Origin of the sequence: Nocardioides sp. CPCC 206348, assembly GCF_048654705.1 — a bacterium.
In the GTDB taxonomy this organism is placed as follows: Bacteria; Actinomycetota; Actinomycetes; order Propionibacteriales; family Nocardioidaceae; genus Nocardioides.
On record NZ_JBMCZA010000107.1, the window covers coordinates 1,715 to 14,263 of the forward strand.

Below are 12,549 nucleotides of genomic sequence, written 5' to 3' on the forward strand. Positions count from 1 at the left end.
CACCCGGTCCAGCTGGTGGCGAAAGCGCGGGTCGTCGGCGAGCTCGGGCAGGCCGACGACCTCGGCGACCGCGGCCCAGAGCCGGTCGTTGCCGGCGGCGACCGTGAAGGCGGCGTCGGCGGCAGCGAAGCCCTGGTACGGCGCGTTGCGAGGGTGGGCCGTGCCGAGGCGGCGCGGCTCGATCCCGGAGCCCCAGTACTCGCTGGTCTGGAGCGCGGAGACGCCCAGGAGGCAATCGAGCATCGGGCAGTCGATGCGCGTCGACGTACCGCTGTTGCGGACCTGGGGAAGCAGGGCCGCGATGGTGTACGCCGCGTAGAGACCGGCGGTGAAGTCGCCGACCGGCACGCCCGCCTTGACCGGGCCACCGTCCGGTTCCCCGGTGACGCTCATCAGGCCCGACATGCCCTGGATGACGACGTCGTAGGCGCCGTGGTCGACGTACGGGCTGGTCAGCCCGTACCCCGAGATCGAGCAGTAGACGAGTCCGCGGTGGCCCTCGCGCACCGTGTCGTAGCCGAGCCCGAGCCGATCGAGCACGCCCGGCCGGTAGTTCTCCACGACCACGTCGGCTGCGGCGACCAGCTCGCCCACCCGGGCCAGGTCGACCGGGTCCTTGAGGTCGGCGACGACCGATCGCTTGTTGCGGTTCACCGATGCGAAGTTGTGGCTGAACCGCTCCTCGCCGTCGTCGGCGAACGGCGGCCAGGCTCGCATCTGGTCCCCGCTCGGCGGCTCGACCTTGACCACGTCGGCACCGAGGTCCGCGAGCAGCATGCCCGTGAACGGTCCGGCGGCGACGTGCGCCAGCTCGACGACCCGCACTCCTTCCAGTGGCCTCATGGATCAGACGGCCGCTCTTTCGGTGTCCGTACGGCGGGTGGCGGCGCGGTGCGCGAGTTCCTGCCGGACCAGCGGAAGGAGGTCGCGGCCGTAGTCGATCGCGTCCTGCAGCGGGTCGTAGCCGCGGATCAGCACGGTGTCGACGCCGATCTCGACGTAGTCGAGCATCGCGGCAGCCACGGTCTCGGGCGAGCCGACCAGGGCGGTGGAGTTGCCCCCGCCGCCCACGGCCTTCGTCGTCGGGGTCCACAGGCAACGGTCGTGCAGGTCGCCCTTCTCGGCCACGGCCAGCAACCGCTGCGAGCCCGTGTTCTCCGGGGCCCGGCCCTGCGGGTGCAGCAGCCCGACCTTCTGCCGGAACTGGGCTCCGGCGGCACCGTTGATGGTGTCCACGATGCCGTGCGCCCGTTCCCAGGCTGCTTCGTCGGTCGCGCCGAGGATCGGCCGGAAGGAGACCGAGATCCTCGGCCGCTGCGGACGTCCTGCCTCGGCAGCCCGCTGCGTGACGGCGGCGATCTGGTCGCCCGTCTCCTTCAACGGCTCGCCCCACAGCATGTAGGTGTCGGCGTGCCGCGCACCGACGACGTTCGCCGCGGGCGAGCTCCCGCCGAAGAACAGCTCCAGATGACGGTCCTGGTAGGGGAACACCTGCGGAGTGGCGCCCTCGAACCGGTAGTAGCGACCCTCGAAGTCCCGTGGCCCCTTGGTGTCCCACGTGGTGCGGAGCACCTGGAGGTACTCGTCGGTGCGGTCGTACCGCTCGTCGTGCGGCAGGTAGTCGCCCTCCCGCCGTTGCTCGGTGTCGGTGCTGCCGGTGACGATGTTCAGCGCCACCCGCCCCTTGCTGAACTGGTCGAGCGTGCTGAAGGTGCGCGCCGCCAGGGTCGGGTGTACGACGCCCGGCCGGTGCGCGACGAGCAGGCCGAGCCGCTCGGTGTGGGCGGCGGCGAAGGCGGCGACCTGGCTGCCTTCGGCCCATCCGGAGCCGTAGCCGATCAGGACCCGGTCGAACCCGCCGTCCTCGTGCGCCCGTGCGAAGCGCGCGGTGTAGTCGGCATCGACGACCGCGGCGTTGCCGGGCCGGATCTCGGAGGCATCCGCGGTGCCGATCATGCCGAGGATCTCGACGTCGTGGTAGCGGGGGTCGTGGGTCATGAGGTGGCCTCTCGTAGCGGGGGGTGAGGTTGGTCGAGCCGGTCACGCCAGGTGACCGCGTCGTGGCACGACGCGAGCCGGGCAGGTGCGTCGGGCACGCGCGCGGGTGCGGGCTGTTCGGCGCAGGCGTCGTGGACGAACGGGCAGCGATGGGCGAAGACGCACCCACCGTCGACCGGCCGGGCCGGTGCGTCGGGCGCCGGCTTCAGCTGATCGGGCCGGAGCCGGTCCTCCTGGACCACGCTGGGCGCAGAAGCAGTGAGCAACGCGGTGTACGGATGTGCCGGGTCCTCGAGCACCGCGCGGATCGGGCCCTGCTCGACGAGCCTGCCCCGGTAGAAGACCGCGACGCGGTCGGCGATGCCGGCCAGCGAGCTGAGGTCGTGCGCGATGATCACGACCGCCAGGTCGAGCTCGGTGCGCAGCTGCTCGAGGAGGTTGAGCACGAGGTTGCGATTGGACACGTCCAGCGCGGAGACCGGTTCGTCGCAGTAGAGGAGCCGGGGTCGGGTCGCGATGGCGCGGGCGAGGGAGACCCGCTGGCGCTGGCCGCCCGAGAGCTGCCGCGGCCGCCGGAGCAGCACCTCGTCCGGCTCGAGGCCGACCAGGCGCAGCGACTCGCGCACCCGCTGGTCGCGCTCGGCCCGGGGCAGGGTGCCCGCGATGTCGAGCGGCTCCCGCACGATGCTGGCGACCGTCAGGTCGGGGTCCAGTGAACGCAACGGGTCCTGGAACACCAGCTGGACCTGCCCGGAACGCCGGAACGCCCGGCGGGCACGGCCACGCAGGCCACCGATGTCCTGTCCCGCGAACTCGATCGTGCCTGCGGCGGGTGCGACCAGGCCGACCGTTGCCCGGGCGAGGGTGGTCTTGCCCGAACCGGTCTCGCCCACGATGCCGACGATCTCGCCCGACCGGATGTCGAGGTCTGCCTCGACGAGTGCGGCACCGGTGCCGAGGTGGGTGCCCTTGCGCGGTGGCGCGTAGGAGACCGACAGGCCGCGGACGCTCAGCAGGGGCGCCGACTCCGGTGTGGTCGCCGTGACCAGGGGCCGTTCCTGGGTCGTCGTCATGCCGACACCGCCTGTGCCGTCGTCGTGCTTGTGTCCCGTGCCAGCGGGTCCGCGAGGACGCAGCGGCTGGTCCGCTCTCCCCCGAGATCGGCGACCGGCACCGGGCCGGTCACACAGGCCGCCATGGCGTGGGCGCACCGTGGCGCGAACCGGCATCCCGGCATCTGCTCACCGGCCGCCGGCGGCTGGCCGGGGATCACGTCGAGCCGGCGCCGGTGCCAGCTGCCGATCGTCGCGACTCCCATGAGTGCCTGGGTGTACGGGTGCTGGGGATCGCGCAGCACCTGGTCCGTCGGTCCGCTCTCCACCACCTGGCCGCCGTACATGACGAGGATGCGGTCGCAGCTCTCGGCGACGACGGCGAGGTCGTGGGTGACCAGGAGCAGGGACAGGCCGTGCGTGTCCCGCAGCCGGCGCAGCAGGGCCAGGATCTCGGCCTGGATCACCACGTCCAGGGCAGTGGTCGCCTCGTCGGCGATGAGCAGCTCCGGCTCGCACGACACCGCGATGGCGATCAGGACGCGCTGCAGCATGCCGCCCGAGAGCTGGTGCGGGTACTGGTGGAACACGTTGGCCGGGTCGTGCAGGCCGACCTCGTCGAAGAGCTCGACTGAACGAAGCTGCGCGGCCCGCCGCGATAGGCCGCCCTTGACCCGCAGCTGCTCGGCCAGCTGGTGGCCGACGGTGAGTGAGGGGTTGAGGTACGACGCCGGGTCCTGGAACACCGCGCCGATGCGCACCGCCCGGACCTGGTCCCACGTCGATCGTCGCGCCCCGGTGAGCTCCACCGCGTCGGTGCCCGCACCGAGCACGATGCGGCCGGCGTCGACCCGACCGGTGGCGGGGAGCAGTCCGAGGACGGCACGGCAGGTGAGCGTCTTGCCACTGCCCGACTCACCGACCAGCCCGACCGACTCACCCCGACGGATCGCGAAGGACACGTCGTGGACGGCGACGAGCCCGTCGGCGACCGAGACCTGGAGCTCGTTGACCTCCAGCGTGTTCTGCACGCGGGTCTCCTCATGCGGGGACGACATCGGAATGCTCCTTTCGGGCAGGGGCGGACGAGACGATTCGGGTACGGCGCCGGGGCGCCTCGGTGGCTCCGGTGGCATCGCGGATCGCGTCGGCCAGCAGGTTGAGGGAGCCGACGGTCGCCATCATGAGCAGCGCCGGGAACACGGGCGCCCAGGGTTGCTGGGCGAGGTAGCCCAGGTCGGACGACAGCATCCCGCCCCAGGTCGGCGCCGGCGGGGTGACGCCGAGGCCGAGGAACGCCAGCGAGGCCACCACGAGCAGCGCAGATCCGGTGGCATGGGCAGCTGTCACCGCGACGTTCGGCAGGACCTTGCTCCAGATGTGCCGACGCAGGGTCCACCACTCGGTGGCACCCATCAGCTCGGCGGCCTCGACGTACTGCACCTTGCGAAGGCCGAGCGTCGCGGCACGGGTCACGCGATAGAAGACCGGGCTGATGAGGACGCCGATCGCGACCATGGCCTGCTGCAACCCGTTGCCGAGCGTGCCGGCCACCGCGATGGCGAAGACCGTGAACGGCAGGACCACGAGGGTGTCGCTCGTGCGGAGCGTGATCCACTCCAGGCGCGGCCCGAGCCAGGCCGATGCCAGTCCGGCCGGTACCCCGAGGAGTCCGCCGATGAGCACCGCCTCGACCGCACCGACCACCGAGAGGCGGGTCCCCTCCATCAGGCGACTGAGCACGTCACGGCCGACGTAGTCGGTCCCGAGGAGGTGGCTCGCGCTGGGACCCTGCAGGACCTCGTCGGTGTACTGATGGAGCGGGTCGTGCGGGGCGAGGGCGCCGCCGAAGAGCGCAAGGAAACCGACACCGAACAGGATGACGAGGGCAAGGCGTGCGCTCGGCACCCGCCACAGGGCTGCGAGGGTCCTCATCGGGCCACCCCCGCCGTGCCGTCGCCACGGCGGGCGACCGGGTTGAGCAGCGTCTGCAGGACGTTGATCACCAGGCTGGCGATGACGACCACCACGGCCGTGACCAGCAGGGTCCCGAGAACGACCGGCACGTCACCGCGCTCGGCGGACTGCAGGGCGAGCTGGGCGACACCGGGGAGCCCGAAGAGCTTCTCCGTCATCACCGCGCCGCCGATGATCAGCGGGATGGCGAGACCGATCACGGCCAGCGTCGGGCCGGCCGCGTTGCGCAGGACGTGCCCGAAGAGCACGCGGCGCCGCCCGAATCCGCGCATCTCCGCACCGACCGCATAGTTCTCACGCAGCTCGCCGGTGAGCGAGGTCCGCAGCTGGCGTGCGATCGAAGCGGCCACGTCGAGGCTCAGGGCCAGGCCGGGCAGGATCGAGAACCGCAGCCACTGCACGGGGTCGACCCCGATCGGGACGTAGCCGCCGGCGGGCAGCAGCTCGAGCTTGACGGAGAACACGACGATCAGGGCCATGCCGATGACGAAGGGCGGCAGGGTGCCCAGCAGGGAGCACACCAGCGTGACCGCGCGGTCGAACACACCGCCGTTGCTGAGCGCGGCGCCGATGCCGGCACCACCGCCGATGACGATCGCCAGGGCCAGGGCCAAGGCGGCGATCGACAGGTCCACGGGCAGCGCGGCGCGGATGCTGTCGGCGACCGGGATGGTCGTGAACCACGACCGGCCGAGGTCTCCGGTGAGTCCGTTGCCCACCCAGCTGAAGTACTGCACGACCAGCGGTCGGTCGAGGCCGAACTCGTGGTTGAGGCGGGCGATGTCCTCCGGCGTGGCGGTCTCCCCCAGCGCCGCGGCCGCCGGGTTGCTGTCGCTGAGGGCGCCGAGCGCGAAGGTGATCACCGAGGCGAGGAGGAGCACCGTGATGGTGATGGCGAGGGAACCGGCCAGGGACCGCAACCACGGCGTGGTGCGTCGTACGACGCCCGCCACCGTCCCGCGGCCGGTGACCGTGATGGTCACCGGCCGGGCGGGAGCGGCCACGCTCATGACGTGGACACCCCCTCGAAGCGGCGCAGGCTCGGGGACTTCGGCAGCTCGGAGACGCCCTTGCGGGCGATGATCGACGGCGTCAGGTACAGGAAGGTGTTCGGATAGGTGGTGACCGCGATCCGGGTGGCCTCCTGGAGCAGTGCCGGGTAGCCCGGGTCGTCGGTCGGCGTCTCCTTGACCTTCTTGAGCTGGGCCTCGAGATCCGCGTTGGACTGACGGTTCGGGTTCATCAGCCCTTCGGCGCCGAACAGCACCTGGAAGGCCTGCACCGGGGACTCGCGACCCGCGAACCCGTCGTAGGCCAGCGCCTTCGAGTGCTCGATGTAGACGAGCTGGGTGTGCTGCGTCTGGGGGATGGTCTCGATCCTGACCTCGATCCCGACCTCCTTGAGCTGCGCCTGGATCAGCTCGACAGCGGCCGGCGCGAACCCGGAGCTGGTCAACACCGCCGGGACCGGCTTGGTGTAGCCGGCATCGGCCAGGATCTGGCGCGCCTTGTCCGGGTTGTGGGCGTAGACGTCCGCAAGCGCGGGGTTGTAGCCGACGTACCCCGGCGGGAAGGGCTGGTAGTTGACGTCGCCGATGCCGAAGTTGGCGACCTCCTTGATCTTCTCCCGGTCGATCGCGAACTTCAGCGCCTCCACGACGGCCGGGTCGTCGAACGGGGCCTTGCCTGCGTGGACGTCCAGGACGCTGACGAACATCGACTCCAGGATCTGGACGTCCAGTCCGGCGTCCTTGGCCTGCTGCACCTGTGCGCCGCCGATCCGGGCGAGGTTGTACTGGCCCGACTGGACGGACGCGACGACGGTGGCCGGGTCTGCCTGCGGGTAGAGCTCGAAGGCGTCGACCTTGATCTCGTCCGCGGCCAGGAAGTTCGGGTTCTTCTTCGCCGAGGCGTGGTCGTTCTGGGTGTACTTGGTCACCTGGAACGGGCCCGAACCCGCAGGTTGCGTGGCGAGCGACGCCGCGTCCTTCTCGAAGACCGCGGGGTTGACGACCATGCCGGTCTTGCCTGCGAACAGCAAGGGGTACTGGTAGTCGACCTCGCTCAGCTCCACCACGACGTCACGGGCGCCCGATGCCGAGACCTTCTTGATCGTCTTCATCTGCGGCGCGATGAGGGAGCCGTCCTGGGTGCGACCGCGTTCGATCGACTTCGCGACGGCGGTGGCGTCGAGGGGGCTGCCGTCGCTGAACTTCAGACCGGAGCGCAAGGTGAACGTCACCCGCTTGCCCGAGGCGTCGTACTTCCACGACTCGGCCAACCACGGAATGGCGTTGCCCTCCTGGTCCAGCGCGGTGATCGGGTCGTAGGCCAGGGCGAGCATCTGGACGTCCGAGCCTGCCGACGAGGTGACCGGGTCCCACGTCGTCGGCAGCTGCCAGGCCCACTTGATGGTGCCCGAGCCGCTGCCGGAGCCAGTACCGGACGACGTACCGCCGCATGCTTCCAGCGCCAGGATCAGGCCCGCGCCCAGGCTGGCGCCCAGGAAGGTACGGCGGTTCAGGTTCGTTGCAGGCGGACGGGAACGGAGGGACATCGAGATCTGCTTTCGGGTTGAGGTGTTTCGGTGTGGTGGGACCGGGCGCCCGGCGGGTGCAGCCGGACGCCCGGGGTTCAGGCCGTCTCGCTGGCCGCGCGGGCCGCAGCGTGACGGTTGACCGGGACGGGCAACCCGAGATGCCCACGCAAGGTCGTTGCTTCGTAGTCGGCGCGGAACACACCGCGCTCCTGGAGGATCGGCACGACGTCGTCGACGAAGCGGCGGAAGTTGGCCGGGTGGTCGACGCCGATGTTGAAGCCGTCGCAGGCGCGGGCGTCCCACCATTCGATGAGCTTGTCGGCGACCGTCGTGGGCGAACCGACGAACTCGCTCTTGCGGAAGTAGCGGGTGGCCTCGACCGTCTGGCGCAGGGTCCACCCGTTCTCGATCGCGCGCTCGGTGACCGCCTTCGCCTGGGTGAAGAACGACCGGCGGCCGAGCTCGAGGGTCTCCGCGGGGAACGGTGCGTCGAGGTCGTACTGCGTGAAGTCGTGCCATCCGAAGGGACGGCCGAACTCCGCGAGAGCCGCGGAGAAGGTGTGGTCGCGGTCGTTGTTGAACGCCTCGATCTCGCGGGCCTCTTCGTCGGTGTCGCCGACGACGACCTTGATGCCGGGCATGATCACGAGGTCGTCCGGGTTGCGACCGAACCTGGTCCGGGCGCGGGTCTTGATGTCGTCGTAGAAGGCCTGGCCGGCGGGGATGTCCGGCGCGTGGGTGAAGATGCCCTCCCCCACGCTGGCTCCGAGGTCACGCCCCTGGTCGGAGTCACCCGCCTGGAACACGACCGGGTGGCCCTGGGCGGAGCGCACCAGGTTGAGGGGGCCCCGGACCTTGAAGTGCTCGCCCTCGTGGTTCAGCACGTGCTGCTTGGTGCGATCCAGGAAGACCCCACTCTCCCGGTCCCGGACGAACGCGTCGTCCTCGTAGGAGTCCCACAGCGCCCGGGCCAGCTCGACGAACTCCTGCGCCCTGCCGTAGCGGGTGTCGTAGTCGTAGTGCTCCTCGAGCCCGTAGTTGGACGCCGTCCCTGCGTCACCGGTGGTCACGACGTTCCAGCCCGCCCGGCCGCCACTGATCAGGTCGAGGGAACCGAGCCGGCGGACCAGGTTGAACGGGCTGTTGAAGCTCGTCGTCGCCGTACCCACCAGGCCGATGCGGCTGGTCTGGGTGGCGAGGGCACTGAGCAGGGTCAGCGGCTCGAGTCGGTTGAGGTAGTGGGGTGGCGAGTACGGCGTGATGAACTGGCTGTCCACGATGAAGAGCAGGTCGAAACGGCCGCGCTCGGCCAGCTGGGCGATCTCGGTGAACCACGCGACGTTGACGCTTGCATCACCGGGGATCTCCGGGTCCAGCCACAACGTGTGGCTGCCCGGGCCGCCGGTGCCGTACGGCACCGCACCCAGGTGGATCTGCCGGTTCGACGCCATGTCGATCTGCTCCCTCGCACGAGTTGATGTTTGTCTATCAAACTACTTGAGTTAGCGAGGGCGGTCCAAGGAGGGTTCATGATCCGAACCGATCACGGGACGTGATCGGTAGCGGTTACTCTTGTTTGGTGACCAAGTTTCTTGACATTGGACCGCTGCGCAGCCTGGTCGCCATCGCGGACCGCGGCGGCTTCCAGCACGCGGCCACGCACCTGCACCTCAGCCAGGGCGCCGTGAGCCAGCACGTACGACGCCTCGAGGCCGTCGTGGGCGCCAAGCTCGTCGAGAAGCACGGCCGAGGATCGCGGTTCACGTCCAGCGGCGAACGGCTCGTCGGCCATGCCCGCCAGATCCTCGCTGCCCATGACGACGCGCTGGGGGCCTTCGCGGTCGACCAGGTCCAACAGATCACGATCGGGTCGACCGAGCACGCCGCCGCCCAGCTCCTCCCCTCGCTCGCCGCCGCTCTCGAGGAGAAAGGGGCCTTCGGCTTCCGGTTCCGCATCGACCGCGGCACCCGGCTCCGTGAGGGACTGGCCGCCGGATCGATCGACCTCGCCCTGATGCTCAACGCGAACGACCCGCACGCGCTGCCCGTGGGAGACCTCGAGCTCGCCTGGTACTCCTCCCCCACCTGGACCCCACCGGCCGCACCGGACCGGCTGCCCGTGGTGGCCTTCGACAGCCCTTGCGCCCTGCGCAGCCGCGCCCTCGAGACACTTGCTGCCCATGGCGTGCCCGCGATCATCGGGTCGGAGGCGACGCAGCTCGCCGGCGTCCAGGCGGCCGTCGGCGCCGGGGTTGGCGTCGCGTTGATGGCCACCCTCGGCCAGACCCCCGCCGGCCTGGTCCGTCGTGAGGACCTGCCCGCACCCGAGCCGATCCGGCTCTACGTCTGCGCGCGGCCCGGCCTGCCCACCGGCGTGGCCCGGGCCACGGCCGAGGCCATCCGACCACTTCTTGACCGGTCCTGAAGCATCGACGAGGTGGTCGCCGAGATGCTCGGGACGGTGGCGGTCAGATTGCCGTGGCGGCGCCGACGCTCCCGAACTTGTCGTCCAGCCATCCCCCGATCCGCTCGAAGAACACGTCCGGCTCCTCCAGCCAGGGAAAGTGCCCGCTCCGCTCGAACACCGCCAGCTCCGCGCCGGTGATCCGTCGGGCGATGCGCTCGTGCTGGGCGAGCGAGCAGAAGTCGTCGTACCGTCCGGCGACGACCAGGGTCGGGCAGGTGATCCGGTCCAACCGGTCGACCGAGCTCCACCGGCCGAGTGCCTCGAACACCCTCACCATCGACGCCGCCGAGGGCGGCGTCTCCCCCAGCGCGGCGGCCAGGATGGTCGGGTCCGCCGTACGCGCGAAGTAGGGGCCGAGGGCTCGATACTGTGCGGCCGCCTCTTCGTCGGTGGCCGGCATCGTCCCCATCAGCCGGACGATCTCCGCCGGCGGCGGTGGTCCCTGGTCGTCGTCGGGCGACTCGCTCGCCCCGAGCTGACCGGGCGTGGTCCCCGCCAGCACCAGCGCGTCGATCCGGTCCGCATGCCGCAGGGCAGCCTCCTGGGCGACCCAGCCGCCGAAGGAGTGGCCGAACAGGGCGAACCGTTCGATCCCCAGACCGTCCGCGACCGCTACGACGTCGGCGGCGAAGTCGGCGATCTCGACCTGCCGCTCCGGCAGCGCCTCGGACCGGCCGTGGCCCCGGTGGTCCCAGAAGACCAGCTGGCGCCCCACGGCGAGCGCGTCCAGCGTCCGGTAGAGAACGTGGTTGGCCCCCGGCCCGCCGTGCGCCACCAGCAGCGGCGGCCCCTCGCCCACCACCTCGACCTGGAGGCCCGACACCCGCGCCGACCGGGCGGTGAGCGCGTTCATCGGACCGCGGACCGGTGGGTGTCGACCGGCCGGAACCCGCTGCACACGCCGTCGATCGCCACGACCCGTCCGTCCCGGACCGCGACCACCTCCTGATGCTCCAGCTGGAACCGGCCGCCGCCGACTTCGAGCACCAGCCGGGACCGGGTTGCGAACTTCTCGCCGATCGCCACCACCGACCAGGAATGCGGCCGCCAGCCATCCACCTGCGAGACCGCTCCGGCCAGCTCGTCCACGAACGCCTCGGCGCCGTGGAGCGTGCGGAAGTCTCCCGGCATCAGCAGCCGGGACACCACGTCCGGCGCGAGGATCTCTCGCAGCGCTTCGAAGTCGGCGCTCGCGTACGCCGCGGCGTACGCGCCTGCCACCTCCTCGTCAGTGCCCGGTCGCACGAGCGGCGGGATCGTCACCTGGGTCTTCATGGCTCCTCCTGGTGGTCCTGGGTATCGGTTCTGATTCCTCACTCCCTGGGCGCGAGAAGCCGTCTGGCGCCCGCCAGATCCGATCTGGCGCCTCTGGGACGAGCGGCCGACCACGACCGCCGGACGACAGGAGAGGCTGATGACGACCGACGTACGACCCGAGGTGGACCAGGAGGCAGTGGGAGAGGCGATGGAGAAGGTGATGGGTGACTTCGCCGCCGCGATCGGCGTGACGACGGTGCTCCTCGGCATCAGCTCGGGCGCCTGGAAGGCGATGGCCGCGGCGGGGCCGGTCACGCCGTCGGAGCTGGCGGACCGGATGGGCACGGTCGAGCCCTACACCCGGGAGTGGCTCGCCGCCCAGGCCGCGGCCGGCTATGTCGAGTACGACGCGAACACCGGGACCTTCACGCTGCCCGGCGCCGTCGCTGCGGTGCTCACCGACGACGCCACGACGGCGCTGTTCTCGGCGTTCGGCGAGGGCATGGCCGTGATGGGCGCAGACCTGGCCAGGTTCCGGGACCGGTTCGCCACCGGGCAGGGCTTCGGCTGGCACGAGCGGTCTCCCGAGCACTGGGAGGCGATGGCGGGCATCAGCGACGCGAGCGTCATCCCGTTCCTGCCCGCCTGGCTGGCCGCGATGGACGGCGGCGACGCGCTCCTCGCTGCTGGCGGCAAGGTCGCGGACGTCGGCTGCGGGTACGGCGGCATGGCCACCGCGCTCGCCCGGCTCTACCCCGGCGCGACCGTCTACGGCTTCGACTACCACGACGCGTCGATCGCCCGGTCCAGGAGCACCGCGACCGACGCGGGGGTCGGCGACCGGGTCCACGCCGAGGTGGCGACCGCGAAGGACTACCCCGGTACGGCGTACGACCTGATCACGTTCGTCGACAGCCTGCACGACCTGGGCGACCCCGTCGGGGCCCTGGTGCACGCCCGCGAGGCACTCAGCCCCGAGGGCTCCGTCCTGCTGATCGAGCCTGCTGCCGGCGATTCGCTCGAGGACAACCTGACGCCGGTCGGCCGGCTCTGGTACTCGGTCTCCACCACCGTCTGCACCCCCAATGGCGTCGCGCAGGAAGGGCACCCACTGGGGACCGTGGCCGGCGAGGTGAAGCTGCGCGAGACAGCCGCCGCCGCGGGCTTCACGAGGGTGACGCGGCTCGACGTCGAGGCGCCGATGAACCTGCTCCTCCAACTGCGCCCCTGAGCGGGCCGCAACGGAGCAGAATGCGTGA

Annotated in this window: 12 protein-coding genes; 2 read left to right on the forward strand and 10 right to left on the reverse strand. The window is 70.9% G+C overall.

What is annotated here, in order from left to right:
• From ACOADB_RS05470 to ACOADB_RS05505, 8 genes are all read right to left on the reverse strand, one after another.
• Nucleotides 1-843: CaiB/BaiF CoA transferase family protein (locus ACOADB_RS05470; RefSeq protein WP_378596926.1), on the reverse strand; the 843-nt coding region annotated here is incomplete at its 3' end.
• A gap of 3 nt (nt 844-846) precedes the next feature.
• Nucleotides 847-1,998 (reverse strand): LLM class flavin-dependent oxidoreductase, encoded by a 1,152-nt coding sequence (locus tag ACOADB_RS05475; protein ID WP_378596927.1) that lies wholly within the window; start codon nt 1,996-1,998, stop codon nt 847-849.
• Nucleotides 1,995-3,071, reverse strand: a complete 1,077-nt coding sequence (locus ACOADB_RS05480; protein WP_378596928.1) for an ABC transporter ATP-binding protein — start codon at nt 3,069-3,071, stop codon at nt 1,995-1,997. Before ACOADB_RS05480 ends, ACOADB_RS05475 begins: the two co-directional genes overlap by 4 nt.
• A complete protein-coding gene (locus ACOADB_RS05485; RefSeq protein WP_378596929.1) occupies nt 3,068-4,108 on the reverse strand; it encodes an ABC transporter ATP-binding protein in 1,041 nt (346 codons plus the stop codon). Before ACOADB_RS05485 ends, ACOADB_RS05480 begins: the two co-directional genes overlap by 4 nt.
• Nucleotides 4,092-4,985 carry an ABC transporter permease gene (locus tag ACOADB_RS05490; RefSeq protein ID WP_378596930.1) on the reverse strand — a complete coding sequence of 298 codons (894 nt, stop codon included), beginning with the start codon at nt 4,983-4,985 and terminating at the stop codon, nt 4,092-4,094. The genes ACOADB_RS05485 and ACOADB_RS05490 overlap by 17 nt, the downstream gene beginning before the upstream one ends.
• Complete coding sequence (locus tag ACOADB_RS05495; RefSeq protein WP_378596931.1) at nt 4,982-6,037, reverse strand: ABC transporter permease; 1,056 nt, start codon at nt 6,035-6,037, stop codon at nt 4,982-4,984. Before ACOADB_RS05495 ends, ACOADB_RS05490 begins: the two co-directional genes overlap by 4 nt.
• On the reverse strand, nt 6,034-7,584 hold the full coding sequence (locus ACOADB_RS05500; protein WP_378596932.1) for an ABC transporter substrate-binding protein: 1,551 nt from the start codon (nt 7,582-7,584) through the stop codon (nt 6,034-6,036). Before ACOADB_RS05500 ends, ACOADB_RS05495 begins: the two co-directional genes overlap by 4 nt.
• A gap of 77 nt (nt 7,585-7,661) precedes the next feature.
• On the reverse strand, nt 7,662-9,017 hold the full coding sequence (locus ACOADB_RS05505; RefSeq protein WP_378596933.1) for an LLM class flavin-dependent oxidoreductase: 1,356 nt from the start codon (nt 9,015-9,017) through the stop codon (nt 7,662-7,664).
• A 128-nt stretch (nt 9,018-9,145) separates the two neighbouring features.
• On the opposite strand from ACOADB_RS05505, the gene ACOADB_RS05510 reads away from it, so the two are divergent.
• Nucleotides 9,146-9,991, forward strand: a complete 846-nt coding sequence (locus ACOADB_RS05510) for a LysR family transcriptional regulator (RefSeq protein WP_378596934.1) — start codon at nt 9,146-9,148, stop codon at nt 9,989-9,991.
• Between the two features lie 43 nt (nt 9,992-10,034).
• Here the strand turns inward: ACOADB_RS05510 and ACOADB_RS05515 are convergent, their stop codons facing one another.
• Both ACOADB_RS05515 and ACOADB_RS05520 read right to left on the reverse strand, forming a co-directional pair.
• Nucleotides 10,035-10,886 (reverse strand): alpha/beta fold hydrolase, encoded by an 852-nt coding sequence (locus ACOADB_RS05515; protein WP_378596935.1) that lies wholly within the window; start codon nt 10,884-10,886, stop codon nt 10,035-10,037.
• Nucleotides 10,883-11,308, reverse strand: a complete 426-nt coding sequence (locus ACOADB_RS05520) for a nuclear transport factor 2 family protein (protein WP_378596936.1) — start codon at nt 11,306-11,308, stop codon at nt 10,883-10,885. Before ACOADB_RS05520 ends, ACOADB_RS05515 begins: the two co-directional genes overlap by 4 nt.
• A gap of 139 nt (nt 11,309-11,447) precedes the next feature.
• On the opposite strand from ACOADB_RS05520, the gene ACOADB_RS05525 reads away from it, so the two are divergent.
• On the forward strand, nt 11,448-12,521 hold the full coding sequence (locus tag ACOADB_RS05525; protein ID WP_378596937.1) for a class I SAM-dependent methyltransferase: 1,074 nt from the start codon (nt 11,448-11,450) through the stop codon (nt 12,519-12,521).
• The last annotated feature ends 28 nt before the right edge of the window (nt 12,522-12,549 follow it).